Origin of the sequence: Streptomyces sp. NPDC088747 (assembly GCF_044751025.1) — a bacterium.
Taxonomy (GTDB): domain Bacteria; phylum Actinomycetota; class Actinomycetes; order Streptomycetales; family Streptomycetaceae; genus Streptomyces.
Map to the genome: position 1 here is coordinate 327,283 of NZ_JBIVKZ010000007.1, position 24,551 is coordinate 351,833.

Annotated in this window: 20 protein-coding genes and 1 pseudogene; 14 read left to right on the top strand and 7 right to left on the bottom strand. The window is 73.4% G+C overall.

Annotated features, from left to right (window positions below; genetic code table 11):
- The first annotated feature begins 62 nt into the window (after positions 1 to 62).
- From ACIP79_RS19460 to ACIP79_RS19525, 14 genes and pseudogenes are all read left to right on the top strand, one after another.
- On the top strand, positions 63 to 815 hold the full coding sequence (locus ACIP79_RS19460) for a thioesterase II family protein (RefSeq protein WP_401224795.1): 753 nt from the start codon (positions 63 to 65) through the stop codon (positions 813 to 815).
- Positions 816 to 915: 100 nt separating this feature from the next.
- Positions 916 to 1,854: an aromatase/cyclase gene (locus ACIP79_RS19465; protein ID WP_401224798.1), complete on the top strand. Its 939-nt coding sequence runs from the start codon at positions 916 to 918 to the stop codon at positions 1,852 to 1,854.
- 649 nt (positions 1,855 to 2,503) lie between these two features.
- Positions 2,504 to 2,644: a hypothetical protein gene (locus ACIP79_RS19470; protein ID WP_383687264.1), complete on the top strand. Its 141-nt coding sequence runs from the start codon at positions 2,504 to 2,506 to the stop codon at positions 2,642 to 2,644.
- A 116-nt stretch (positions 2,645 to 2,760) separates the two neighbouring features.
- Complete coding sequence (locus tag ACIP79_RS19475; protein ID WP_401224801.1) at positions 2,761 to 3,120, top strand: DUF6059 family protein; 360 nt, start codon at positions 2,761 to 2,763, stop codon at positions 3,118 to 3,120.
- Between the two features lie 266 nt (positions 3,121 to 3,386).
- A complete protein-coding gene (locus tag ACIP79_RS19480; protein ID WP_401224803.1) occupies positions 3,387 to 4,661 on the top strand; it encodes an NAD(P)/FAD-dependent oxidoreductase in 1,275 nt (424 codons plus the stop codon).
- A gap of 202 nt (positions 4,662 to 4,863) precedes the next feature.
- The gene (locus ACIP79_RS19485; RefSeq protein ID WP_401224805.1) at positions 4,864 to 5,337 is read left to right on the top strand and encodes a carboxymuconolactone decarboxylase family protein; all 474 of its coding nucleotides are present in this window, start codon (positions 4,864 to 4,866) and stop codon (positions 5,335 to 5,337) included.
- Positions 5,338 to 6,090: 753 nt separating this feature from the next.
- Positions 6,091 to 9,699: a condensation domain-containing protein gene (locus ACIP79_RS19490; RefSeq protein ID WP_401224807.1), complete on the top strand. Its 3,609-nt coding sequence runs from the start codon at positions 6,091 to 6,093 to the stop codon at positions 9,697 to 9,699.
- A gap of 246 nt (positions 9,700 to 9,945) precedes the next feature.
- On the top strand, positions 9,946 to 10,335 hold the full coding sequence (locus ACIP79_RS19495) for a type II toxin-antitoxin system RelE/ParE family toxin (RefSeq protein ID WP_401224809.1): 390 nt from the start codon (positions 9,946 to 9,948) through the stop codon (positions 10,333 to 10,335).
- Positions 10,332 to 10,646: pseudogene (locus ACIP79_RS19500) on the top strand (helix-turn-helix domain-containing protein); the annotation flags it as partial. The gene ACIP79_RS19495 and the pseudogene ACIP79_RS19500, both read left to right, overlap by 4 nt.
- 1,056 nt (positions 10,647 to 11,702) lie before the next feature.
- Complete coding sequence (locus ACIP79_RS19505) at positions 11,703 to 11,966, top strand: CopG family transcriptional regulator (RefSeq protein WP_401224811.1); 264 nt, start codon at positions 11,703 to 11,705, stop codon at positions 11,964 to 11,966.
- Positions 11,963 to 12,376, top strand: coding sequence for a type II toxin-antitoxin system VapC family toxin (locus ACIP79_RS19510; protein ID WP_401224814.1), 414 nt, complete (start codon positions 11,963 to 11,965; stop codon positions 12,374 to 12,376). The genes ACIP79_RS19505 and ACIP79_RS19510 overlap by 4 nt, the downstream gene beginning before the upstream one ends.
- Before the next feature lie 789 nt (positions 12,377 to 13,165).
- On the top strand, positions 13,166 to 14,146 hold the full coding sequence (locus tag ACIP79_RS19515) for a carbohydrate kinase family protein (protein WP_401224816.1): 981 nt from the start codon (positions 13,166 to 13,168) through the stop codon (positions 14,144 to 14,146).
- Between the two features lie 214 nt (positions 14,147 to 14,360).
- Positions 14,361 to 15,284, top strand: coding sequence for a methylenetetrahydrofolate reductase [NAD(P)H] (gene metF / locus ACIP79_RS19520; RefSeq protein ID WP_401224817.1), 924 nt, complete (start codon positions 14,361 to 14,363; stop codon positions 15,282 to 15,284).
- 130 nt (positions 15,285 to 15,414) lie between these two features.
- The gene (locus tag ACIP79_RS19525) at positions 15,415 to 15,747 is read left to right on the top strand and encodes a DUF6059 family protein (protein WP_401224819.1); all 333 of its coding nucleotides are present in this window, start codon (positions 15,415 to 15,417) and stop codon (positions 15,745 to 15,747) included.
- A 126-nt stretch (positions 15,748 to 15,873) separates the two neighbouring features.
- Here ACIP79_RS19525 and ACIP79_RS19530 read toward each other — a convergent pair whose 3' ends face one another.
- From ACIP79_RS19530 to mvk, 7 genes are all read right to left on the bottom strand, one after another.
- A complete protein-coding gene (locus ACIP79_RS19530; protein WP_401224821.1) occupies positions 15,874 to 16,851 on the bottom strand; it encodes a 3-oxoacyl-ACP synthase III family protein in 978 nt (325 codons plus the stop codon).
- A gap of 244 nt (positions 16,852 to 17,095) precedes the next feature.
- Positions 17,096 to 18,265, bottom strand: a complete 1,170-nt coding sequence (locus ACIP79_RS19535; protein WP_401224822.1) for a hydroxymethylglutaryl-CoA synthase — start codon at positions 18,263 to 18,265, stop codon at positions 17,096 to 17,098.
- A 3-nt stretch (positions 18,266 to 18,268) separates the two neighbouring features.
- Positions 18,269 to 19,330 carry a hydroxymethylglutaryl-CoA reductase gene (locus ACIP79_RS19540; RefSeq protein WP_401224824.1) on the bottom strand — a complete coding sequence of 354 codons (1,062 nt, stop codon included), beginning with the start codon at positions 19,328 to 19,330 and terminating at the stop codon, positions 18,269 to 18,271.
- Positions 19,327 to 20,418: a type 2 isopentenyl-diphosphate Delta-isomerase gene (gene fni, locus ACIP79_RS19545; RefSeq protein WP_401224827.1), complete on the bottom strand. Its 1,092-nt coding sequence runs from the start codon at positions 20,416 to 20,418 to the stop codon at positions 19,327 to 19,329. Before fni ends, ACIP79_RS19540 begins: the two co-directional genes overlap by 4 nt.
- The gene (locus ACIP79_RS19550) at positions 20,415 to 21,587 is read right to left on the bottom strand and encodes a phosphomevalonate kinase (protein WP_401224830.1); all 1,173 of its coding nucleotides are present in this window, start codon (positions 21,585 to 21,587) and stop codon (positions 20,415 to 20,417) included. Before ACIP79_RS19550 ends, fni begins: the two co-directional genes overlap by 4 nt.
- The gene (gene mvaD / locus ACIP79_RS19555) at positions 21,584 to 22,636 is read right to left on the bottom strand and encodes a diphosphomevalonate decarboxylase (protein ID WP_401224833.1); all 1,053 of its coding nucleotides are present in this window, start codon (positions 22,634 to 22,636) and stop codon (positions 21,584 to 21,586) included. The genes ACIP79_RS19550 and mvaD overlap by 4 nt, the downstream gene beginning before the upstream one ends.
- Positions 22,629 to 23,702, bottom strand: a complete 1,074-nt coding sequence (gene mvk / locus ACIP79_RS19560; protein WP_401224835.1) for a mevalonate kinase — start codon at positions 23,700 to 23,702, stop codon at positions 22,629 to 22,631. Before mvk ends, mvaD begins: the two co-directional genes overlap by 8 nt.
- Positions 23,703 to 24,551: the final 849 nt, after the last annotated feature.

A 24,551-nucleotide genomic window follows, 5' to 3' on the forward strand; every position in this document is an offset into this window, starting at 1 on the left:
GCCGTCCGGCGATTCTCGAACCCCGCCCCGTGCGACCAGGGGCGGAGGCCAAGGAGGATGCCATGTCGGACGGACAGCCAGTACGACTGCACTGTTTCGCACACTCCGGTGAGGGCGTCTTTGTCTTCGACCACTGGGCGGCGAGCACGGGAGAGGGCGTGGAGGTGGCCCCCGTCCTCCTGCCGGGCTGCGCCGCCCGCCGCACCGCCCCCCGCCCCACCACCCACCGGGCGCTGCTGGCGGACCTGCTGCCGCTGTTCACCGCCGCCCAGCCCGGCCCCTACGTCCTGTACGGGCACGGCCTGGGCGCGATGATCGCGTTCACCGTGACCCGCGCCCTGCACGAGGCGGGCCTGCCCGGCCCCGCCCTGCTGGCCGTCGGCGCCTGCCCGCCGCCGCAGGCGCCCACGCCGCTGCCCGACGTCCGCGGCGCCTCGGACGAGGAACTCCTGCACCACCTGGGCGCCGGCACCGCCGTGCCGCCCGCCAGCGACGAGGGAATCTGGCTGCGGGCCATGCTGCCGGTGCTCCGCGCCGACCTCGAACTCGCCCAGGCCCTGGACGAAGCGGCCCGCACCCCCTCACCGGCCGGTGCGCTCACCACCCCGCTCCTGGTCGTCGCCTCCCAGGACAACCCGCTGGCCCCGCCCGCGATCGCCGAGGGCTGGCGGCAGTGGACGAGCGGACCGTCCTGGCTGCGGACCGTCCCCGGCCGCCACTTCTTCGTCCGCGACGGCCGTGAACTGCCCCGGCTCCTGGGCCGGGCCTGCCGCGTCACCGGCCGTCTCGTCCCCCAGAGCGTGCCCGTCGGCTGAGCCCGCCCGCGGGCCCGCGGACCGGGGGTCTGTCATTGCACCGGCCCCACGCCGTCCGCGACCTGGGTCCGCGGCAATGCGTACATAGGGAGGTGTTCACATGTCAGGTGAGCGTGCCGACAGGGCGGCACAGACGGTGCAGGTGGCCGCGCCCGCCGGCGTGGTCTACGCGGCACTCGCCGACGCGGTGAAGTGGCCGCTCTTCTTCACCCCGAGCATCCACGTGGAGCGCCTGGAGTTCGACGGCGAACGGGAACGGCTGCGGATGTGGTCCCTGGTGGAGGGACAGCTGCTGTCCTGGACCTCCTGGCGCCACCTGGACCCGGTGGAGCACCGGATCGAGTTCCGCCAGGAAGTGCCCGCCGCCGTCGCGGAGTCGATGCGCGGCGTGCTGACCATCCACAGCAGGGGCCCGCACCGCAGCGAGGTCGAACTGTGCTGCGGCCCCGGCACCGGCGCCGGGACGGCCGGCGCCCTGCACGGGGACACGGCCTGGGCCCAGCGGGCCGCCGGCCTCAAGGCCTTCGCGGAGCGCTGGACACGCCTGGACGACCTGGTCCTCTCCTTCGAGGACTCCGTCCGCGTCAACGGCCCCGCCGAACTGGTCTACGACTTCCTCTACCGGGCCGGCGACTGGCCCGAACTGGTGGCACACGTCACCGGCGTCCACCTCACCGAGGACCTGCCCGGCATCCAGCGCATGACCATGCAGACCCTGACCGAGTACGGCGCGCACACCACCGAATCGGTACGGATCTGCTTCCCGCACGCGGGCCGCATCATCTACAAACAGAGCCCCGTCTCCCCGCTGCTCGCCGCCCACACCGGCGAATGGTCGGTCACCCCCGACGAGACCGGAGTGACCGTCACCTCCCGCCAGACGGTGCTGCTGCGCGAGGAGAACACCACCGCCCTGCTGGGCGGCAGCATCGGCCTGGCCCAGGTACGCCGCCAGGTCCGCGAAGCACTGGGCCACACCTGCCTGGCCCTGCTCGCCCCCGCCAAACAGCACGCCGAAAGCGCCGTCCGCATGCTGTGACCCCACCCCGTACAGCCGCCGCCCCCCCGGCGAGCACCGGCCCGCACCCGTATCCGTACGGCCGCGCGAGGCGTCGTCCACACCGCCGCACCGACCGCCGCCGTGTGTACCGGGGGGCCGGACGAGCCGGCAGAACAAGAGCCGGCAGAGCCCGTCCCGGCCCCGGCCGCGCGCCCCTGCCGTACTGGTGAACGGGACGGCACCGCCGCCAGAGGACCGGGCGCCCGCCCCACACCCCCGCCACGCACCCCGGCCGTGCCCGTCCCGGCCTGCCGCCTGCCCGCTGAACACGCGTCAGCCCCGCGACGCCGTACCTGCCGCGCCGTCACACCCGCCGCACCGCGGCGTGCCTGTCGTGCCGTCACACCCCGCGCCGCCGCGCCGCCGCGCCGTGTCGTGTGGCCGGCGCTCCTGCGCCGGGTCCGGCGGGGTCTGCCGCATACGCCGGGGGCCGGGAGCGGAGGGGGCGCCTCCTGGTGTCTCCACGCGGTCCCCATCGTTTCTCGAGTGTGCCTCGGCCGCGGTTGTGCATGGTGACTGTGGCCCGGATCACCCCGAGGCCGCTGACCCGGGCACCGTGCCGGACGCCCGCCTCCGCCCGCCCCGGCCGGCCCCCGTCAGTGCTGAGCCGACCGAGCAGGAGGACCAGATGTACGACAGCGAAGAAGACGACAGCCGCAGGCCCGAGGAGACACCGGACCGTGCCCTGCGTTTCGTCCCCCCGCTCCGGCTCGCCGGGATCGACGAGGACGACACCTGGGAGCCCCACGTCGTCCGCGGCATCGACTGACCCGCCGCAGGGCATACGGCCAGGGCGCGCCGTGTCCTGGACCGGTCCGCGAGCGGACCTTGACAGCCTCGGCGGAACACCGTGAGCGACGCTGCGACACACGAGGGGGCCCGGCCATGGGACGACTGCTGCGAGGTGCCCGGCAGGCGCTGACCAGGTGGTGCCTGCGCCCGCTGTGGCAGATCCTGGTGGTCTTCGGGTCCATCTACACCGGCCCCGCCGTCTACCGCGAGCTGTCGGTGTCCCCGGCCTCGCCCGTCACCGGCCCCCTCACCCGCCGCACACCCCCGCCGCCGCACCCCCCGCTTCCCGCGCAGCCGCAGCCGCAGCCGCTGTCGCTGTCGTGGGCGGGGCCGCCGCCGGGCCATCCCGAGCGGCTGTGCCCGGACCTTGCGCTGTCGGCGGCCGAACGCCGCCTGGCCCGCGACCTGTGGCCCGCCCACGACCGGGGAGACCGTGCCCCCGAAGGCGGCTGACCCGTCGCGATCCGGCCACCGTCGGCCCGGGAACGGAAGACAGCCGTCCACGCGCCGTGCGCCGCCACGGGATCGTCTCCTCTTTTCCCGCGGGGGAGTTATTGAGCAATCTCGGCGATGACAGTGCCTGACCACCGGCGGCAGTCTGAAGGGGTGAACCCGCTCCGCGCACGCGGAAATGGCAGAAGCGGAAAAGGCCATGCCTTCACGCGGAAAAGCGAGCGGCTACTTCCACCACACTCACTCTGTTTGGGAAAGGGTCTCGCATGTCGCCCACTCTGCTCGGGGTTACGGACGAATTCGACGTCATCGTGATCGGCGGCGGACCCGCCGGCGCGACCACCGCGGGACTCCTCGCCAAGTACGGACACCGCGTCCTGGTCCTGGAGCGCGAACGCTTCCCCCGCTACCACATCGGGGAATCCCTCATCCCCGGCGTCATGGTCCCCATGGAAGAACTCGGTCTCACCGAGCGCATGGAAGCCAAGGGCTTCGAGCGCAAATACGGCGGCACCCTGGTGTGGGGCAACAACGAGGTCCCGTGGAACTTCTCCTTCACCACCGGCGGGAAAATCCCCTACGCCTACCACACCCGCCGCGCCGACCTGGACACCCTCATCCTGGACCGCGCCCGTGAACTGGGCGCCCTGGTCATCGAGGACGCCACCGTCAAGGACCCCATCACCGACGACGACGGCCGCGTCACCGGCATCCGCTACACCCTGCGCGGCCTGAACGGCACCCGCGAGGCCCGCGCCTCCCTGGTCATCGACGCCTCCGGCCAGGCCCGCGTGCTGGGCCGCAAGCTCACCGACGTCACCTGGAACGACCAGCTGCGCAACGTCGCGGTGTGGACCTACTACGACAACTGCCACCGCCTGCCCGGCGACGAGTGGAGCAACATCCTCATCGAGGGCACCCAGCACGGCTGGTTCTGGGCCATCCCCCTGGACAAGGGTGTCTTCAGCGTCGGCTACGTCACCCGTTCCGACGTCGCCAGCGGCAGCGACAAGTCCCTCGAGGACCTCTTCGAGGCCGAGATCGCGCACACCGGCAAGCTCCAGGACATCCTCAAGGACGCCACCCAGGCCGCCGGTTACCGCTCCGCCCGCGACTGGTCCTACACCAACGAGCGTTTCCACGGCAACGGCTGGGTCCTGGTCGGCGACGCCGCCGCCTTCGTCGACCCGCTCTTCTCCACCGGCGTCGCGCTGGCCACCCTCGCCGGAAGCACCCTGTCCAAGGTCGTCGACCAGATCCTGAAGAACCCGGAGATCGAGGAGAAGGCGCTGGACCGCTACTCCACCGCCTACCAGGACTTCTTCCACGACATCCGCACCTTCGTCGAAGGCTTCTACGACCGCTCCAAGACCAAGGGCTACTACTTCAACCTCGCCCAGGACATCAACGACCCGGAGAAGAAGAACGACGCCCAGGTCGACTTCGTCAAGCTCATCTCCGGCCTCAGCGGACGCGCCGGCGGGCTCTTCGACCTCGACCTCAGCGACCTCGTCACCAACACCCCCACCACCGAGGACTGACCGGCCCCGCGACAGCGGCAGCAACAGAGGCCCAGCAGCAGAGGCAGTAAGGAACTAACAGGAGACAGAGGAATACGGCGGGGGTTCCGGATGATCCGGGGCCCCCGCCGTCCGCGGCCGGTCCCGGGCGGCGTGTCACACTTCGCGGCGCTGATCCGTCCATGGGGTGTACCCGCCCAGCAACATCACAGGGAGTGCACCCGTGGACGCTCGCTTGAATCTCTTCGCCGGCCCGGTCTCGGCCGCGTTCGCCAAGCACCTCGTCTCCGCGAGCAAGGTGCTCGCCGACTCGACACTGCCGGCCGCGACCCAGGAACTGGTCAAACTCCGTGTCAGCCAGATCAACGGCTGCGGATTCTGCACCGACATGCACACCAAGGACGCCGCGCACGCCGGGGAGTCCGCCGTCCGCCTGCACCTGGTCGCGGCCTGGCGCGAGGCGACGGTCTTCACCGACGCCGAGCGCGCCGCGCTGGAACTGGCCGAACAGGGCACCCGCATCGCCGACGCCGCCGGCGGCGTCGGCGACGAGGTCTGGGCCCGGGCCGCCAAGCACTACGACGAGGAGCAGCTCGCCACCCTGGTCTGCGCCATCACCCTCATCAACGCCTTCAACCGCCTCAACGTCATCGTCCAGCAGCCCGCCGGCGACTACCGGCCCGGCCAGCTCGGCTGACCCCGGGACCCTGGTGTGCGGGGCCCCCTCCGGCCGGTGGGGGCCCCGCACACCAGGGCGCCGTCGCGTGCGCCCGCACGGAACACCCCCGTGCCCGCGCGGGCAGGCGTACGCCGGGTTCCCCCGGGTGGGGGACGGGCCGTGGGGGCTCGGGCACCGCTCGGGCACCGCTGCACACCCGCTCGGGAAAACGGACTTCGGGTGCGTTATGCCCCTAGCGTGGCAAGCCCGACCGTGAGGGATATCCGCGACCAGGAGGCGTCATGGAAGCGAGGCAGTACGGCACCGCCCCGGCAGACCCCCTGCCCCCGCCACTGCCCCCGGCCCGAGACCCGCGCCGCCACCGCACCCGTACCCGCGGAGTCCTCGGCGCCGGCCGCGCACCCGCGGCAGGCCCCGCCGGCCGCCGCTAGGGCCTGACCGGCCCGCCCGCCCCGCGCCACCCCGGCACTCCGCACACCCCGGCACCCGCACGGCTTCCCGGCCCGGCACACGGGGCGCAGACCCCCGTACGTTCACGGCTCCCGTACGAGGATCCACGTCCGGCAACGCCAAGAGCACGCACCCGACGCCGCGAGGCCGCCCTCCCGGCGGCGACGGAAGGTGCCGGACGGGCCCTGGGCGCCGCTCCAGGCCGGTCAGGGTCCGCAACGCACAACGGCGGGCGCCGGCACCGCCGTTCATCCAGCGCCTACGACAAGAGGGGAGAGGGGACCGCGCCGGCCCCCGCGGGCCGTCTGTCCCCGGACACGCATGACTGTTCCCTGCTCCCGGCACGCGGCGGTCTCCGTCGTCATCGACCCCGGGCCCTTCCCGCACGAGGCCCCGTGGGAGCTCGTACTGCGCGGGCCGCTCGATCCCGCCGCGCTGGACCACATCCTCGGCGAGCCGGCCTCCGGCGGCCTTCAGGGGCCCCACGTGCCGGGGCACCACCGGCTGGTGCGGCACGGGCCGTGTCACCACACGCTCCGCTTCACCGCGGCACCGGGCGCCTGTGCCGCGGATGCGGCGGGACGCGTCGCCGATCTGCTCACCCAGTGGCCCGCCGGCCGGCCGCTCGCCCCCGCCCAGTGCGCGGTCCTCGCGCGGGCCGGGGGCGACCGCTACGAGGCGATGTTCCTGCAGCCGTCCCCCGCACCGGAGGCAAGCGCGGTGCGCCGGGCGCTGCACGCCGTGACGGCCGCCCACCCGCAGCTGTCCGCCCGCCCCGCCGCCACGGGGGAGGGACGGGGGGAGCTGCTGGTGGAGGGGGAGTTCACCGGTGAGGCCGATTTCACCGCGGCCGTCGCCGCGGTGGGCGCCACGCTCGGCGCGCGGCCCGGTCTCCGGTTGCGGGCGCTGCTGGCCCGGGACCGCAGGCCCGGCCCGGCCACGGCGCGGGCCGACCGGCTCGCCGTCGTCGTCCATGAACTCGCCGTCGACGCCGCGTCCTGGCGGATCCTGCTCGAAGACCTCTCCGCCGCCCTCACCACCACCACGACCCCGACTGCGACCACGACCCCGGCTGCGGCTGCGGGGCGGGCGGGGGAGGGGGAGTGCCTGGCCGACTGGGTCACCGCGCTGCGGGAGCTGGCCCGTGACCCGGCCGAGGTCCGCCACTGGATGCGCGTCGCCGACCACAGGTCCCGCACCACCAACACCACAGGCGACACCGGCACCGCTGACACCGTCGGCGCGGAGCCGCAGGACCCCGCACGTGCCCCCGGGCAGGCCGTCGTACCTGTTTCCGGGCTGGGCGCGGCGGGGCACACCGGCTTCGTTCTGGACGGGAGGATGACCGAGCAGGTGACCCAGGATCTGGCCCGGCGGCTCGGGCTGACGGGCGCTCAGGTGCTGACCGGGGTGTTCGCGCTGGCGCTGGCCCGCTGGCAGGGGACCGCGGAGGTCGGTTTCGACGTGCGCAGCGATCCCCGGGACGGCCATGCCGGGCTGCGCCGTCACGTGGGCCGGCTCACCGACCTGCACCCGGTCCAGCTCACCCTGGACCCGGCCCTGGACGCCCTGGGGCAACTGGCCGCCGTGGCGGGCCCGCTGGCCGCCGGAGCCGGCCGGGCGGCGGGCGGCGCGGGGTTCGGGGCCTGCCGGGAATGGAGCCCCGACCCGCTGCTGCGCGGCGCGCTGCGTGAACTGCCGCCCGCCCAGGCCTGTCTGGTCCTGCCCGGCTCCGGCGGCCCGCTGCCCGCCTCCGCCCGCCCGGTGCCCGCCGGCGCACCGGACCGGCCCGCCCACCCCCTGCAGGCCCGCCTCCACCTCACCGGCGGCCGCCTGCACATCGGCCTTCACCACACCCCCGCCGCTGTCCCCACAGCTGCCCCCGACGACGCCGGTACCAGTGCCAGTGCCGGTGCTGGTGCCGGTGTGCTCACGGATGCCTCCGTGGCCGCTCTGGGCGGGGTGCTGCACGAGGTGCTGGCGGAGCTGGCCGGGGCGTGTGCCGCGCCGATCCCGGCGCTGTTCCGGGCGACCGCCCAGCAGAGGGCGCTGTATACGGCGGGCGGTGCGCAGCCCGGCACCGGGCACCATGTCGAGCAGCTCGTGTGGGTGTGGCACGGACCGCTGGACGCCGGCCGCTTCACCGCGGCCTGGCAGTCGGTCTTCGACTGCGAGGCGGTGCTGCGCACCGCGTTCACCGGCGGCCCCGATCCGCAGCTCATGGTGCACAGCCGTGTCACCCCGGAGATCACCCGCCACCTCCACGACGGCGCCACCTTCTCGCCCTTCCTGGAACGTGACCGGCTGCGCGGCTTCGACCTGCGCTGCCCTGCGGCGCTGCGGCTGACCCTGCTGGAGAGCGAGCGGCGGGGGCCGCCGGGCGCCGCCGCGCCGACCCGGATCGTCCTCACCTACCACCGGGCCCTGCTCGACAACTGGAGCGTCCACCTCCTGCTGCGCGAGTTCTACCGCGCCTATCTCGCCGGCGGCACCCTGCCCGGCGGTGAGCGCCGTCCCGACCTGCGTGACTACACCGCCTGGGCCGCGGCCCAGGACCCGCGGGCCGCCCGCGGGCTGGTCACCGGCGCCGCGCCCGCCGGTGACGTGGCGTCCAGCCCGGCCCGCCCCGCCGAGACTCCCGCGGCCACCGGGGGAGCGGGGGGAGCTGGGGGCGCCGGGCTGCGGGGGGTGGGCCGGGCGCGGCTGCGCCTGGAACCGGAAGAAACCATTCGGCTCGCGCGCTGGGCGGGCATCTGGGGCACCGCGGAGAGCAGTGTGCTCCAGGCCGTCTGGGCGATGCTGATCTACCGTGCCTGCGGCGCCGACGCGGCGGCCCCGGTCCGTTTCGCGGTGACCGTCCCGGGCCGCGGGATCCCGCTGGACGGGGTGGCCCGGATGCCGGGACCGCTGCGCAACCCGCTGCCGATGTCGGTAGGGGTCGACCCGCGGGGGAGCGTGCCGGACCTGCTGCGGGACCTGCGCGACCGCGCCCTGGACATGGCCGCCTACGAATGGCTCCCCGACGACGCACCCCCCGCCCCCGCCGCCCCCGCATCCGCGCCCGCCGCTGCTTGCGGTCCTGTCCTCGCTCCGTCCCGGGCCGCGGGCGGGAACGGACCGCCCCCGCCCCCCTCGCCCCAGCTCCAGCCGGTGCCCGAGGTGTTGCCGCGGGCCGACACCGTCATCGTCTTCGAGGACGCACCGCATCCGGTGAAGGGGCTGGAGGGCGAACTCGCCGCGCACGGGATCGGGGCCGAGTTCCCCGGCACCCTGCCGGCCCGTTCCGTGCCGCCCATCGCGCTGCTCGCCCACCACGACCCGGCGGGCGGCCTCACCCTCACCGCCGTGCACGACCGTGCCCTGCTCGGGGAGGAGGCGGCCGCCGAACTGCTGGTGCAGAGCGCCCTGCTGCTGCGCGAACTGCCCCTGCGGGCCGGCCGGTCCACCACCGTCGGACAGGTCCTGCGCCTGCTGGAGGGACGGCCCGTACCGCGCATGGCGGCGCGGGCGGCGGCGCCCGGTGACGGGGACGCGCTGCTCACCCTGCGCGCGGGACGGCAGGAACAGGCGGGCACGATCTGCCTCCTGCCGCCGCCGGGCGCACCCGCGGCCTGCTACGACCTGCTCGCCCGCGGCTACCAGGGCCCCCAGGAACTGCTGGTCCTCACCGCCACGGGCGCCCGCGCCCTGCGCGCCCTCACCGCCCGCGCCAACAGCGACGGCGGGCCGCTGCTGCTCGCCGGGTTCTCCGGAGCCGGCGCCCTCGCCTGCGACCTCGCCCGGCGCCTGGCACGGGAGGGCCACCGCCCCCCGCGCACGGTCCTGGCCGGCGCCTCCGCCGACGACCAGGAACGCGCCCGCGAACTCACCCGCGCCCTCCAGGACGCCACCGCATCACCCCCTGACGCCCCACCAGAGCCCGTCTCCTGACCGCCGCACAGCGACCGCCCCGCGCCCCCGCACTCCCATTCCTCACGGGGGTCAGGCAGCGCGGGAGCAGTTCCGTCAGCGGAAACGCCGGAACGGGGTCTTGGCGTATGGGTAGGCGTGTGCAGGTGGAAGCGGCCGGCCCGGTGGCCGCACTTGCGGACCTTCCCGGGCAGGACTTTCCGGCATCTCGCCCTCGGCCACCCGACAGGATTGCCCATAACGTCAGCGTTATATACCATCCATGTTATGGAAGGTGATCTCTGGGCCATCGAGCTCGAGCCGGAAGTGGTGGAGTGGCTTGATCGGCTCTCCGAGACCGACCTGGCGCGTGTCGACTACTACGCCGGCCGCCTGGCCGACGAAGGCCCGAGCATGTCCATGCCGCGTAGCAAGCCGCTGGGCGGCGGGCTGTACGAGCTACGGTTCGCGATCGGTGACAATGAGATGCGCATCTCCTACTGGTTCGCCTCAGATCAACGGATCGTGCTGCTCACCGTCTTCCGGAAAACACGAATGAACGAAGCCGGCGAGGTGAGCCGGGCCCGCGACACGCAACAGCGATGCGCAGCAGGACACCCGCCCGCCGACGATCATCATGTATTCAGCCGCACGATCAAGGGAGGCAGCCAGTCATGAGCCACATCCGATGGAACACAGTCAGGCACGCCCGCGGCAGTGTCGGTGAGGAGGGCGAGGAGACTGACGAGCTTTACGAAGATGCCCGCCTTGCAGATGAACTTGCGCAACAGGTCTACGACCGGCGCGTCGAACTGGGGCTGAGCCAGGCGCAGCTTGCCGAGCGCGCTGGAATGAAGCAGCCTCAGATCTCCCGCCTGGAAGGCGGGGGAACGGTGCCGACCCTTTCCCTCCTTCGGCGACTGGCCAAGGCTCTGGAGGTCGAACTCCATGTGGGATTCGCACCTTCCGAAGAGCCTTCAACCCCGACGCGGGCTCAGTCGGCGCTGCAGGCCCAGGTCATCGGAGTCCTGTCTGCTCTTCATGGCGCTGGAACCATCCGTCTGGAAGAGCCCGCTCTGCGCGAGCAATTCGCCCTGTTCCGTTCCCGCACCTCGACAGGACTGGACGTGGGAACACTCGGCGCGCTGGTACAGCTCAAGGCGATCGACATCATCAATCGCCAAATGGGCGCGCCCTTGGAGCAGCAGGGTGGCGCCATCGCGGCGCTGGAACAGATCCGAAGCGTTGTCGATGCTGCCGTGAATGAAGCAGAGGACGAAGTCCGTCGACTCGAAGCTGCCGGCTAGGCGCTGACCTGAGCGGGTTCGAGAGGGAGAGGGGCGGGTGCTGGTGGTGGCCCCGGCAGCTGTTATTGCCTGTTCCTCGCTGTGGGTGAGGGCTACGATCACCGGCAAGGCGGGGTCGTAGTGCAGAGGTAGTACGCCGCGACATCATCTCGGAGGACGTCGGTTCGAATCCGACCGCCCCGCCCCTTCAGCCAGAACGCCGCCCCCTGGCCCGAAGCTGTGGCCGGTGACGGGGAACGCGCCGATTCGGCGACAACTGCCATGCCTCGTCACCCTGGAGCGCAGGTCAACGGCCGCCGGGTGGTGGCCGACCGCGACACGGTGACTGTGAGGTCTTCGCGGCGGTCGTCTTTGTGGCCGCAAAACGGATGGCACCTGGCGGCAGTCACCGCCGGTCTCGGCCTGGCGGGATCGACCGCGCACCGCTGCTGCTCGGCGGGTTCCCAGGGGGCCGGCGTCGCCGCCTGCGACCTCGCCCGGCGCCTCGCGGCGGGGGCCCCGCGCGGTCCTGGCCGGCGCGTCCGCCGACGACCAGGAACGTGCCCGCGAACCCGCGCCCTCCAGGACGCCGCCGCCCCGCCCCCCTGGCCGGCACCGCGCCGCACCCGGCCCGGCGGGCTCGCCCAGTCAGGCGTGCGCCCACGCCTTGATTCGGCCTCTCGTCGAGCTGGCGCTGCGGCGGCCATCTCCGCCGTCACGACGCAACAGGAGAGGGGGATGGAAGGTAGGATTGGTAGCATGAGCGAGCCTACCGGTAAGTATTCGATCACTATGCCCCGTGACGTCGCCGATGCCGCCAAGGCCCGCAGTGGCCCCTCGGGGCTGTCCGCGTACGTCGCCGCAGCCGTCGCACGCCAGATCGAGCGGGACAACCTCAACGAACTCGTCAAGGTCGCGGAAGCCGAACACGGCCCCATCACCGACGAAGAGGTTCAGGCCCTGCGTGACCAGCTTCATCGAGCCCGAGAGCAGCAGGCCCAAGGCGGGGCGAACGTCGCATGACCTTCTCTCCCGCCACCCCCGGCGGCACCCTGGTCCTCGACAGTGAAGGGCTGGCCAAGGCTGTCCTGCGTGACCGCACGGTCAGCGGCTGGCTCGCCCTGGCCCGCGCCGACGACCTGCGGGTGATCACCTCCGCAGTCACCCTCGTGGAAGTGATCCACCCACGGATCAACCGCCCAGCCCTGGAATGGACCCTCTCCCGCCTCGTCATCGAACCGGTCACCGAGCCCATCGCCCGTCACGCCGCCTCCCTCCTCGCCGACGCCGGCCTGCACGGCCACAAGTACGCCATCGACGCCATGCTCAGCGCCACGGCACTGGCCGCCCCCGGACCCGTCACCGTTCTCACCTCCGACCCCGAGGACCTCGCCATGCTCTGCAGCGGAAGCGTCACCGTCATCAAGATCTGAGGGCACACCACCCGCCCGATCAATCACCAGGTCCACACCTGCATGTACGCAGCCGGGCCGCCCTGAAGTGCATCTGCATGGCGCTGATGAGCCTGGATTCGACGGGAAGGGCCGCAATCGGTGGACCGTGCGCTGGAAAGCAATCCGGACGGGAAGCGGCGGGACACGTTCGCCGGCCACTGCTCACCCGGCAACGCGCGGAAACCGGCTCGCGTGACGTGCCCGCGCGCTCCGGACTGCCTCCCCGTTCGATCGAGGGGCGCACCGTAGGGCCCTGCGCTTGTCCGAGGAGATCGTGATCTACGTCGCGGTGCGTGGACCGGTCGCCTTAGGTGCGAACCTGGCAAGGCGGGCGTGGGCCATTTCATTTCTGCGGGGCATAGGCGGGCCGGTAGGGCGTCATTGAGGTCGATGAGCTGGTCAAACGTCTGGGAAGCCGACGGCTTGCGGAGCCGTGTGCGGGGGGAGCGGGTGTCTCCACCGCGCTCCGCCGCTCTTCCAGCGGGCCTCGTGCGCCGTGGGGCAGGGTGGCTGGGGCGCGGGTGAGGGCACCCGCGCCGCCGGCGCCGTCCCCGGCTGTGGGCCGCAACCCTCTGGAGAGACATGTCCCGTCGTCTGTTCACCTCCGAGTCCGTGACCGAAGGACATCCCCGTCTCAGGGCCGCCGCGGGCATCTGACCCCGCCCCGCGCGCGCCCGGCGGTACCGCGCCCGGCCGCAACTGCCGTCGCCCGGCACCCGATCGCCGGTTCCCGGTATCGGGACATCCGGTCTCTCAAGGAGAGTTCCCGTGCGTATCGCGGTGACAGGATCCATCGCCACCGACCATCTGATGGTCTTTCCCGGCCGGTTCGCCGACCAGCTGCTGCCCGACCGGCTCGACCACCTCTCGGTCTCCTTCCTCGTCGACCGGCTCGAGGTGCGCCGCGGCGGGGTCGCGGCGAACATCGCCTTCGGGCTCGGCGGTCTGGGCCTGTCGCCGCTGCTGGTGGGGGCGGCCGGCACCGACTTCGCCGAGTACGCGCTCTGGCTCAAGGACCACGGTGTGGACACCGCGGGCGTGCGGATCTCCGAGCGGCTCCCAACGGCCCGCTTCCTGTGCGTCACCGACCAGGACGCCAACCAGATCGCCTCGTTCTACCCGGGAGCCATGACCGAGGCCCGCGACATCGGCCTGCGCGCCCTGCTCACCGGCAGGGAGCGTTTCGGCCTGGTCCTTATCTCGCCGGACGACCCCTCGGCGATGCTGCGCCACACCGCCGAGTGCCGCGCCCTGGACATCCCCTTCGCCGCCGACCCCTCCCAGCAACTGGCCCTGCTGGACCGCGGGCAGGTGGAGGATCTGGTGGACGGCGCGCACTGGCTGTTCACCAACGCCTATGAGGCCGCGCTGCTCACCGGGCGCACCGGCCGCTCCCGCGAGGAGGTCCTCGCCTCGGTCGGCGCCTGGGTCACCAGGCTGGGCGGGGACGGTGTCCGTATCGAACGGGCCGGACGGCCCCCGCTCACCGTGCCGGCCGTGCCCGCCGAGATCGCCGACCCGACCGGGGCGGGGGACGCCTTCCGCGCCGGATTCCTGGCTGCCGTCAGCCACCGGGTGCCGGCGGAGCCCGCCGCCCGCCTGGGCTGCGCGCTGGCCTCCCTGGCGCTGGGCGCGGTGGGCCCGCAGTCCCACCGGGCCGACCCGGGCCGGCTGTCCGCCCTCGTCGAGCAGACGTACGGCCCCGGTACGGCCGCACCGCTCGCCCCCGTCCTGGGCGGCCCGTCATGACCCCCTGCCCCACCGCCGGCCCCGCCCGGGGCCACTGCCGGCCGCCCGTGCGGGAGACGGGCGGCCGGCCACAGCCCCGCGCCCACCCTCCCGCCCCGCACCGCGGCGCCCGCCGTCCCGCACCGCACCGCGGCGCCCGCCGTCCTGTGCCGGACACCGGCATCCGTTCCGAGCTGCGCCCCGCGGCGCTCTCCCTCACCGCCGGAGGCCGGCCGTGACCACCCTGCGCGACATCCTCGACGGGCCCGGCCCGTCGTTCTCCTTCGAGTTCTTCCCGCCCAGGACGGACGCCGGGGCGCGGTCGCTGTGGAGCTCGATCCGCCGGATCGAGCCGCTGGCACCGTCCTTCGTCTCGGTCACCTACGGCGCCGGCGGCTCCTCCCGGGACCGCACGGTGGAGGTGACCAAACGGATCGCGGCCGAGACGACCCTGCGCCCGGTCGCCCACCTGACGGCGGTGGGGCACTCCACGGCCGAACTGCGCCGCATCATCGGCCAGTACGCCGACGCCGGCGTCCGCGACATCCTGGTGCTGCGCGGTGACCCGCCCGGCGACCCCAACGCGCCCTGGGTCCCGCACCCCGGCGGTTTCACCCACGCCCACGAACTGGTGCGTCTGGTCAAGGAGTCGGGCCGGTTCAGCGTGGGGGTGGCGGCCTTTCCCGAACGCCATCCGCGCTCACCGGACTGGGAGAGCGACATCCGGCACTTCGCCGCCAAGTGCGCCGCGGGCGCCGACTACGCCCTCACCCAGATGTTCTTCCACGTCGAGGATTATCTGCGGCTGCGCGACCGGGCGGCGGCCGCGGGCTGCGACACCCCGATCATCCCCGAGATCATGCCGGCCACCGACGTGCGCCAGATCAGCCGCTTCGCCGAACTCAGCGGCGCCTCCTTCCCCGAGGAGCTGGCCCACCGCCTGCAGGCCGCGCGCGAGGACCCCGCCCAGGGCCACCGCATCGGTGTCGCCCACGCCACCGCCATGGCCCACCGCCTGCTGGCCGAGGGCGCCCCCGGCCTGCACTACATCACCCTCAACCGCTCCCCGGCGACGCTGGAGATCCACCGCGCCGTCCTGGCCTCCCTGCCCTCCCTGCCCTCGCCCGCCACCCCGCCCGCCCTGGCCCCCCAGCCCTGACCGGGCGCCGGCAGGGCGCCGGGTCCTGCCGTTCCTCCACCGGGCCGCGAGCCGGCCCTGGAAACCTCAAGAGGCGACTGCGCGCGAAGACACCACAGCCGTGAGGCGACACGCGACGATGGGGGCGGACATGAAACGGCTGCTGCGGGCCGGCCTGTGGGCGGCCGGCCACTGCGCGGGGCACCTGTGGCGGTCCCTGGTGGCCGCCGGCGCCGCCTACGCCGGGCACCCGGCCTGCTTCAACGCCCTGCAGGCCCGCACACCGGCCCCGCGCACCGCGGGCCCCTTCGCCCGCTACGCCCCGGGCGGACTGCGCCTGCTCCCGCCCGGCCCCGCGGGACCGCCGCCCGCCCACCCGGAACGGCTGCGCCCGGACCTTCCGCTGTCGGGGGCGGAGCTCCTGCTGTCCCGCGAGCTGTGGCCCGCCTACGACAGCGGACACCGCGCCCCCGGCGCCGGCTGACGGCCCGCCCGCGCCCGGGACCCGAGGGGTCCGCAGGTCGTGGGCGGCCCGGTGCGCGGGGGCGCGGTCACACCGACCGCGCCCCCGCGCACCGCTGTGACTGCTGTGGGTGTGGTGGGTGTGGTGTCACCACTGGACGAGGGCGAAGTTCGCCGCCATGCCGCCGCCGAAGCCGGCGAGGAGGATCAGTTCGCCGGGGCTGAAGGCGCCGCGGCGGGCGGCGGCGTCCAGGGTGATGGGGATGGAGGCGGCGCCGGTGTTGCCGTAGTGGGTGAGGGTGCGGTGCATGGTGGCCTGCGGCATGGCCAGTTCGGGGAAGACCTGGTCGAGCATGACGCCGTTGGCCTGGTGGGGGATGAAGTGGCTGATGTCGGCGGGCTCGACGCCGGCCTCGTGGAGGAATCCCTTGATGAGCTGGGGGAGCTGTTCCACGACGAAGCGCCGCACCTCGCGGCCGTCCATCGTGAAGTACTGCTCGCCGGCGTCCAGGGCGTTGCGGTCCAGGGGGGTGCGGCTGCCGCCGCCGGGGACCTGGATGAGGTCGGCGAGTTCCCCGAAGGTGTGCAGGGCGACGTGGCGGATGAGGGGGCCCCGGGTGGTGGGGGCGAGGATCATCGCGCCGGCGCCGTCCCCGAAGAGGATGACCGTCTTGCGGTCGGCGGGGTTCAGGATGCGTGAGTAGATGTCCGCGCCGACGACCAGCGCGTAGCCGCCGCGCCGCAGGATGACGCTGCCGACCGCGGAGAGCGCGAACACGGTGCCCGAGCAGACCGCGTTGACGTCGAAGGCGGCGGTGCCCGACACGCCGAGGTTGCGCTGGACGTAGGCGGCGGTGGGCGGCTGGGGCCGGTCGGGGGTGGAGGTGGCGACCGCGATCACGGACAGCTGCTCGGCGGTGATGCCGGCCGATTTCAATGCGGCCCGTGCGGCGGCGGTGGCCAGGTCGGAGGTGGCCTGGCCGGGTTCGGCCCAGCGGCGTTCGCGGATCGCGGTCTTGCGCCAGATCCATTCGTCGTCGACCCCGGCGGGGGCGCCGACCTCGGCGTTGGAGACGATCCGGTCCGGCACGTAGGCACCCGTACCGATGATGCTGACGTCCATCATGCGTGTGCCCTCCCTTCAAGTGGTCGGTGAACAGAGCGGTGTGGGGGCCGGCGCGGGGACGGCGGCGGACAGGTTCCCCGCCGCGCGTCCGTCCCCGCCCGCACCCGCACCCGCCCGCACCCGTTCCCGCCCGGACAGGGGCCCGGACGGGAACGGGTGCGGGTGCGGGTGCGGGTGCGAGTGGGGGGCGGGTGCGCGGCGGGGCCTGCCGGGGGGAAAAGAGAGGGAGCGGCTGGGCGGGGTGTCAGCGGGCTTCGTAGATCCGCTTGTGGCCGCTGAGGCCGGCCAGCCGGAAGGGTCCGGTGGTCTGGGCGGGGGTGGGGTGTTCGCCGCCGTCGGCGGGGAAGGACCGCTCGTGCAGGGCGCGGTAGCCGGCGTAGTCCAGGACCTCGCGGCGGTCGATGGCCTGGAGGTTCTCCTTGGTCCGCAGGTGCTCGCGGTAGCCGGCGACGACGCCGGCGGAGAAGAACTCCGCGACGCTGCCCGAGCCGTAGCTGAGGAAGCCCACCGACTGGCCGGTGAGGTCCTCGGCCTGGTCCAGGAGGGCGGCCAGGGCGAGGTAGACGGAGGCGGTGTAGCTGTTGCCGACCACCGTGTTGTAGGCGGTGGTCAGGGCGATCGCGTCGGCGACGGTCTCCTTGGAGGTGTCGTGGCCGCAGTAGTTCAGCAGGTGGCGGTGGGCCTTGTAGGCCATCTTCGTGAACGGCTGGTGGTAGCAGATGGCGGCGAACTCGCCGAGCGTGCGGCCGTCCTGCTCGGTGTAGTCCTTCCAGGTGCCCTCCACGGCCTGCAGGTAGGCGTTGATGGACTCCTGCCCGTCGACCAGCGCGCTGTCGCGGTAGTTGGGCCGCCAGAAGTCCATGACGTCGGCGGTGAACAGGCCGGAGGGGTCCTCCACGCGCAGCAGGGCGGGGTCGGCGGAGACGAGGAGGGCGACCGCGGCGGCGCCCTGGGTGGCCTCGCCGGGGGAGTCCAGGTCGTACTTGGAGACGTCGCTGGCGATCACCAGGACCTGCTGGGCGGGGTCGCGGTGGACCAGGCCGATGGCGAACTGGAGGGCGGCGGTGGCCCCGTAGCAGGCCTGCTTGAGTTCCACGACGCGGGTGGAGGAGGGCAGTCCGAGCAGGGAGTGGACGTAGACGCCGGCGGACTTGGCCTGGTCGATGGAGGACTCGGTGGCGAAGACGACGGTGCGGATGCGGTCGGCGCCGTGCCGGGCGATGACCGGGGCCGCGGCCGTGGCGGCCATGGTCACGATGTCCTCGTCGGCGGCGGGCACGCTCATCGACTCCTGGCCGATGCCGACATGGTATTTGCCGATGTCGGTGCCGTTGTGGGCGGCGAGCGCCGTGTGCGGCAGGACGAACTCGGCTGTCGCGAACGACAGATCGTGGATTCCGATGGAGATGGACATGCCCTATGCACCAACCTTTGCGGTCTTGTGGTCGCGTTCGAGACGGACGTGTGCCTGCATGAGTTCACCCGGGTTGGTCTGCGCGGCGAGCAGGGACAGCTCCCCGCACAGCACGGTCGCGGCGGCGATGACGGCGAGGCGGCGGGCGTTGGCGCCCGTCTCGCGTTCGGCGCGGCAGCCCAGGCGGGTCAGGTTCGTCTCCACGAAGCCCAGCCCCTTGCCGTTGCCCACGCTGCCCACGATCAGGTTGGGCAGCGTGCAGGAGAAGTAGAGGTCGCCGTCGCGGTCCTCGGCCATCGTGATGCCCTGGGAGCCCTCGACGATGTTGGCCGCGTCCTGGCCGGTGGCCAGGTAGAAGCCCAGGAGCATGTTCGCGAAGTGGGCGTTGGCCGAGCGGATGCCGCCGGCCAGCAGGGTGCCCAGGAGGTTCTTGCGGATGTTCAGCTCGGCGACCTTGGCGGCCGTGGTGTGCAGGACATCGGTGACCACCTCGCGCGGCACCAGCAGTTCGGTGACGACGTTCTTGCCGCGCCCCAGGATGCCGTTGATGGCGGTGGCCTTCTTGTCCGTGCAGTAGTTCCCCGAGATCGACCCGTAGGAGATGCCGGGGACCGTCTCCAGCAGGTGACCCAGGAGCGCGTCGGAGGCGAGGGTGGCCATGTTGTGCCCGGAGGCGTCGCCGGTGGAGAACTCGAAGCGGACGAACAGCAGGTTGGCGGTGATCTCGTGCCGTATGCCGATGAGTTCGGCGAAGCGGCTGCATCCGCGCACCACCTCGCGCAGCTCCTCCGTCCGCGCGTGGATGTTCTGCGCGGCCGCGTACGCGGTCTGCGCGTCGCGGGCCTCCACCAGCACCGAGCGGGTCATCCGCTCGTCCACCAGGGTGGCGACGATGCCGTCGGGGGCCAGCATGGACACCTTCGCGCCGCGGCCCACCGAGGGCCACAGCGGCGACTCGTAGGTGGCGAGCGGGACATGGGTCTCGGTGGTGGCGACGTTCCCGGAAATGCGAAGGGGCCCCACCCACTTCATCGGGACCCCGGCTATCGCGTGTGCGTCGGTCATCGTGTGCTTCCCGTCATCTCGCGGAGGGCGTCGATGGAGCTGGAACGCTGGGCCAGCTGCCGCGTCTGGATGCCGCGGTCGGCGCAGAAGGAACGCAGGCTGCCCTGGATCAGCAGGTCGCAGCGGGTGAGGTCCTGCGGGGTGCGCGCGCCGAGCATGGTCTGCAGGGCCGCCAGCTGGTCCAGCCAGGTGGAGATCTGCGCGACCAGCGCGCTGACACCCCCGTCCAGCAGGGTCCGCAGGAAACCCCCCGACACGCCCACACCGCGGGCGCCCAGCGCCAGCGCGCGGGCCACGTCCAGCGGGTCACGCACCCCGCCCGAGGCCAGCACCGGCAGGCCGGCGCCCTGCGCGTCCAGCAGACAGGCCGCCGTCGACTGGCCCCAGCCGTGCAGGAAGGCGTAGTCCGCCAGCTCCCGGCGGCCGTTCTCGATACGGGCGAAGTCGGTGCCGCCGCGGCCGCTGAGGTCCGCCACCCGCACCCCCAGCGTCTCCAGCGTCACCAGGGTCTCCCGGCTCAGCCCGTTGCCGACCTCCTTGACGATCACGGGGACGTCGACGGCCGCGCAGATCTCCGCGATCTGCCCCACCCACGCGGAGAAGGACCGGTCGCCCTCGGGCATCGCCGTCTCCTGCGCGGTGTTGAGGTGGATCTGCAGGGCGTTCGCGCCCAGCAGGTCCACGGCGCGGCGCGCGTTGTCGGTGGAGGCCGTCGCGTTCACGTTGGCCATCACGAACCCGTCCGGGTTCTCCCGGCGCAGCACCTGGAAGGTGTCCGCGCACGAGGCGTCCTTGAAGTAGGCGTTCACCGATCCCGACGCGATGGGCACGCCGGTCTCGCGGGCGGCGATCGCCAGATCCCGGTTGATGGCACCGGTGTTGGCGCTGCCCCCGGTCATCGCGTTGATGTAGAGCGGCACCGGCCAGGAGATCCCGGCGAAGGACGTGGCCAGGGACACCTGGGGCCGGTCGATGCCGGCCAGCGCGTGGTGGACGAAGGACACCTCGTCGAACTGGTTGGCTGCGGTGCGGGTGTGCTGCTGCTCGATGGCGAGCCGGACGTGGTCGTCCTTGCGCTGAGCGCTCATTCCTCGATCCCTTCCATGGCGGGACGCAGCGGCAGGGGCAGGACCCCGGCCGCGGCCCACCGTTGCCGTACGTGGGAGATGTCGTTGGGCGTGTGTGCGTCCAGCAGGGCGATGCCGCAGTCCCCGCCGCCGGCGCCCGAGGGCTTGGCCGCGCCGCCGACGCACTCGGCCGCCTCGCACAGGGCCGTCAGCTCGGGGGTGAAGATGCCCAGGCCGACCTCGTCGTCCAGACGGGCCAGCTCCTGGCGGGCCCGCCGGATCTGGTGCAGCAGAGCGGGGCCGTCACCGGCCTGAAGGGCCGCGACGGCGCCCTCGACCACGTCGGTGGTGGTCCGCACGAACGTGTGGTGCGAGGCGGTGCCCCGCCAGGTCCGCCGGTGCAGGTCGGCCACCAGGGACGTGGTGGACGCCGGGTTCCCGGTCCAGCCCACCTCCAGCTCCAGGCCCGCGGGCGGCGGCAGCCGCCGCACCCCGTAGCCGGGCCACTCCTCGCGCAGGGCCTGCGCAACACCCAGGCGGGCGGCCATCTCCAGCACCTGCTCCCGGTCGGGCGCCCGGTAGGTGATCCAGCCGCCCCAGGTACTGGCGGCGAGATCACCGCCGGAGCCCTTGGGGTCGATGCGGGCGGTGGCCAGCAGCGCCAGGCGGAACCGGGCATCGGCGGTGAGGTCCAGCCCGCAGAACGCCGCCACGGCCGCCACGCTCGCCGCGGTCACCGCCCCGCTGGAGCCCAGGCCCAGCTTCCGGCCGCCCTCGTGCAGGGTGCTGCTGACCGACAGACTCAGGTCGGGCAGCGGCCGGCCGTGCTCGGCCAGCAGCCCGCCCACGCTCTCCACCGCCGCCAGCACATGCGCCAGCGCCCGCCGCGTCTGCTCCCCACCCCCCGCCGCACCGGCCGCCGTTGCCTCCGCTGTTGCTGTTGCTGTTGCCGTGCCGGGCGGGCCGTCGGCGGGCACGAGGCGGCCCCGGCTCCAACGCGAGCGCACCGCCCGCGTGGTGAGGTCGGAGGAGATCAGCACGCCGGGCTTCTGGGCGGGGGAGACGGTGACGGTGATCCGCCGGTCGACCGCGACCAGGATCGCCGGGGTGCCGCTCTCCACCACCGCGTACTCACCGGCGACGAACAGCTTGCCCGGCGCACTGCGCACCACCGCCGCCCCGGCGCTCACGGCGCCTGCCCGGGCAGCAGCCGCGCCCCGGGCCCCGGCCCGGCGATGTGCACCGCGCCGCCCGCGGCGGCCGCGCGCACCGCGTGGGCCACCCGCTCCGCGTCCCCGCGCCGGCACAGCACCTTCACGTTCGGCCCGGCGTCCATGGTCGCGTAGGCCGCGATCCCCGCACGCCGCAGCTCCAGCACACTGTCCAGCACGGTGAGCGTGGCCGGCGACAGATAGCGCACCGCGGGACGCGCCGCCAGCATCGTCGCGTGCATCCCCAGCGCGTTGCGCTCGGCGATCTCACCCACCGCCTCCAGGTCACCGCGCACCAGCGCCGCCCGCATGGCGGTCAGGTCGTCCCCGCTGGAGGCGGCCCACGGCGCGTAGAGCGGCGAGGTGTCCACGGTGCGGCGCATCGCGGTGCGGCTGGACACCGCCTTGGGCCCCGCGTTGACCACCGCGATCACCAGCGCGGGATCCAGCCGCGCGGCCGCCACCGGCTCGGCGTAGGAACTCAGGTCCGCCTCTACGCCGCTGGTGGCCGCAGGCCCGGCATGCCAGACGGCGAACCCGCCGAACAGCGACCGCGAGGCCGACCCCGAGCCGCGCCGCGCCAGCCTGGACAGCGCGGTGGCGTCCAGGCCCAGCCCGTACGCCGCCGCCGCGGCCACCGCCAGCGCGGCGAACCCGCTGGCCGAGGACGCCAGACCCGCCCCGGTGGGCACCGTGTTCTCGGTGTCCACCACCGCCCGCCGGCTGCTCCCGGCCCGCTCCCTGACCAGATCGAGGAAGGCGACGATGCGCCGCTGCGCCTCGCCGGTGGCCGCCTCGCCGTTGAACGTCACCGCGTCACTGCCCGCGTCGGCGTCCAGGCGGACGCGGGTGGTGGTGGGGAAGATGTCCAGCGTCATCGACAGGCTGTCGGTGCGGGGCAGCATCAGCTGCTCGTCCCGCTTGCCCCAGTACTTGACCAGCGCGATGTTCGGATGCGCGATCGCGGTGGCCCCGGCGCTGCGGTCCTGGCGCCGCGGCCCGATCACCGTCGTACGCCGCTCAGCCATGGTGTGCCGTCCTCTTCAGCGGCACGACCCAGCTCTGCACGGCGCCGGCGTCGTGCAGCTGCCGGGTGACCTCCCGGGCCCGCTCCGGCTGGGTCAGCGCGATCACGCAGCCGCCCAGACCCCCTCCGGTGATCTTGGCGCCGAGGCTGCCCGCCGCGAGCGCGGCATCCACCAGCGCCTCGATGCCCTCGGTGCTCAGACCGGCCGCCCGCAGCAGGCCGTGATAGTCGGTGAGCCGTGAGCCGAGCTCCTCCGGCTTGCCCTCGGCCAGCGCCAGGCGGGCCTCCTCGGTCAGTTCACCGGCCCGGCGCACAAAGCTCTCCTGCGCCCCACGGTGCCGCTGGAACCCCTCACGCAGCAGGCCGACCGCGTCCTTGGTGCTGCCCACCACCCCGCTGTCCGCGATGATGAACAGGCCCTCGCAGCCCACACTCAGCTCCCGGGCCCGGCCCGCCTGGAACCGCAGCGGCGCCAGCGCCCCGACCGCCATGGCGTCGACGCCGCTGGACCTGCCGTGCACCACGTTCTCGGCCGTCTGCACCAGGTCGAACGCCCCCTGCTCGCTCACCTCGTGCCCGAAGAGATCGGCCAGCGCCCATACGACCGCCCGCGCGCACGCCGCGCTGGAGCCCAGGCCTCTGCCGGGCGGCACCGCACCGTCGATGATCACGTCGAGGTGCGGGCCCTGCGCACCGCCGTGGGCGGCCAGGAACTCCGCGACCATCCGGCGCAGTCCCTCCGAGCCCTGCGTCCCCACCCGCCGCCAGGCGGAGCCGGTCATCGTGAAGGACACACCGCCCGGTTCACGCGCGGGACCCGAGGACCACCCGGCGCTCGCGGTGACCGGCAGCTGCGGGATGGGAAGAGCGAGCGCCGGAGCTCCGTAGACGACCGCGTGCTCCCCCAGCAGAATGGACTTGGCATGAGCGCGGCCGGTGCCGACTGAGCGTACCCAGTGGCTTTCTGATACTCCCGCCGCTGAGGTCGGTATAGCCAACGCACTCAGCTCCCCTTGTCGTATGGGCATCGAGATCGTCATCCAGATTCCTAGGAAGGAACGAACCATTCAGAAATCCCCGGGAGCGTGGTCACCCGCGGGATCCGGCGGCCGGGGAAAGTGCCCCGAGGGGCCGCACCGGCCGCGTACGCCACGGACCCCGGCCCCGGCGCACGCGACGGCAACAGCCGTACGGGGCACAGGGGTTCACCGGGCCACAGGGGAAGGCCGTCCGTGCCGGCCCCGGGCATGGACACCGGGAAGGCGCAGGACAGCGGATGCCGCATCGGGCAGGGACCGCGTCCCGTCCCCGCGGACCGGCGTCCGGTACGGACGCGGTGCAGACGGTGGACGCGGAGCCGAACTCCCGTGCCCCCAACAATTTTTGGGCAGGGAAGACGTACGCAAATAGTGACACGGGGCGGATCCCCACGCCAGAGGCCGTCGAGTGACGTAGGTCACTCGGGCGGGGGTGACGGGGCGTCAGGGAGCCTGCCCGGGGCGGGAGATGGGTGCGGCCGGGGCGGTCCGGGGCGCGGGGAGCGGGATGGTGACGCCAACGCGCGGCGCGGCGGGGGTGGTTGGCCCGGCACGGGCGGCGGAGTGGCGCGAGGTGCGCGGTCATGGCCCGACGCCGACGGGCGCCGGGTGCCAGGCCCGGGGGAGAGGCGGGGGCGCGCGAGGCCTGCCTCGCGCGGGCTTCCCCGTCGGGGCCGGGGTGGCGCCGGGTGCGGGCCGCTCGCGTCACGGTAAACCGGGCCCGGGCTGCTCACGTCGCAGTGGGCCGGGGTCGCTCGCGCCGTGGGCCGCCGATGCCGGAACGTGGCTGTCGCCGCGCAGCAACTCGGGCCCGCGAAAGGGGCGTTCACCACGCCCGGCCCGTCCATCATGCCGGTGCCACGGTGACTCCGCGGTGCG

Bases quoted from the DNA above. Each gene is read 5' to 3' on its own strand.
- ACIP79_RS19460 (WP_401224795.1), top strand. From the start codon at position 63: ATGTCGGACGGACAGCCAGTACGACTGCACTGTTTCGCACACTCCGGT.
- ACIP79_RS19465 (WP_401224798.1), top strand. From the start codon at position 916: ATGTCAGGTGAGCGTGCCGACAGGGCGGCACAGACGGTGCAGGTGGCC.
- ACIP79_RS19470 (WP_383687264.1), top strand. From the start codon at position 2,504: ATGTACGACAGCGAAGAAGACGACAGCCGCAGGCCCGAGGAGACACCG.
- ACIP79_RS19475 (WP_401224801.1), top strand. From the start codon at position 2,761: ATGGGACGACTGCTGCGAGGTGCCCGGCAGGCGCTGACCAGGTGGTGC.
- ACIP79_RS19480 (WP_401224803.1), top strand. From the start codon at position 3,387: ATGTCGCCCACTCTGCTCGGGGTTACGGACGAATTCGACGTCATCGTG.
- ACIP79_RS19490 (WP_401224807.1), top strand. From the start codon at position 6,091: ATGACTGTTCCCTGCTCCCGGCACGCGGCGGTCTCCGTCGTCATCGAC.
- ACIP79_RS19495 (WP_401224809.1), top strand. From the start codon at position 9,946: ATGGAAGGTGATCTCTGGGCCATCGAGCTCGAGCCGGAAGTGGTGGAG.
- ACIP79_RS19505 (WP_401224811.1), top strand. From the start codon at position 11,703: ATGAGCGAGCCTACCGGTAAGTATTCGATCACTATGCCCCGTGACGTC.
- ACIP79_RS19510 (WP_401224814.1), top strand. From the start codon at position 11,963: ATGACCTTCTCTCCCGCCACCCCCGGCGGCACCCTGGTCCTCGACAGT.
- ACIP79_RS19525 (WP_401224819.1), top strand. From the start codon at position 15,415: ATGAAACGGCTGCTGCGGGCCGGCCTGTGGGCGGCCGGCCACTGCGCG.
- ACIP79_RS19530 (WP_401224821.1), bottom strand. From the start codon at position 16,851: ATGATGGACGTCAGCATCATCGGTACGGGTGCCTACGTGCCGGACCGG.
- ACIP79_RS19535 (WP_401224822.1), bottom strand. From the start codon at position 18,265: ATGTCCATCTCCATCGGAATCCACGATCTGTCGTTCGCGACAGCCGAG.
- ACIP79_RS19540 (WP_401224824.1), bottom strand. From the start codon at position 19,330: ATGACCGACGCACACGCGATAGCCGGGGTCCCGATGAAGTGGGTGGGG.
- fni (WP_401224827.1), bottom strand. From the start codon at position 20,418: ATGAGCGCTCAGCGCAAGGACGACCACGTCCGGCTCGCCATCGAGCAG.
- mvaD (WP_401224833.1), bottom strand. From the start codon at position 22,636: ATGGCTGAGCGGCGTACGACGGTGATCGGGCCGCGGCGCCAGGACCGC.
- mvk (WP_401224835.1), bottom strand. From the start codon at position 23,702: ATGGTTCGTTCCTTCCTAGGAATCTGGATGACGATCTCGATGCCCATA.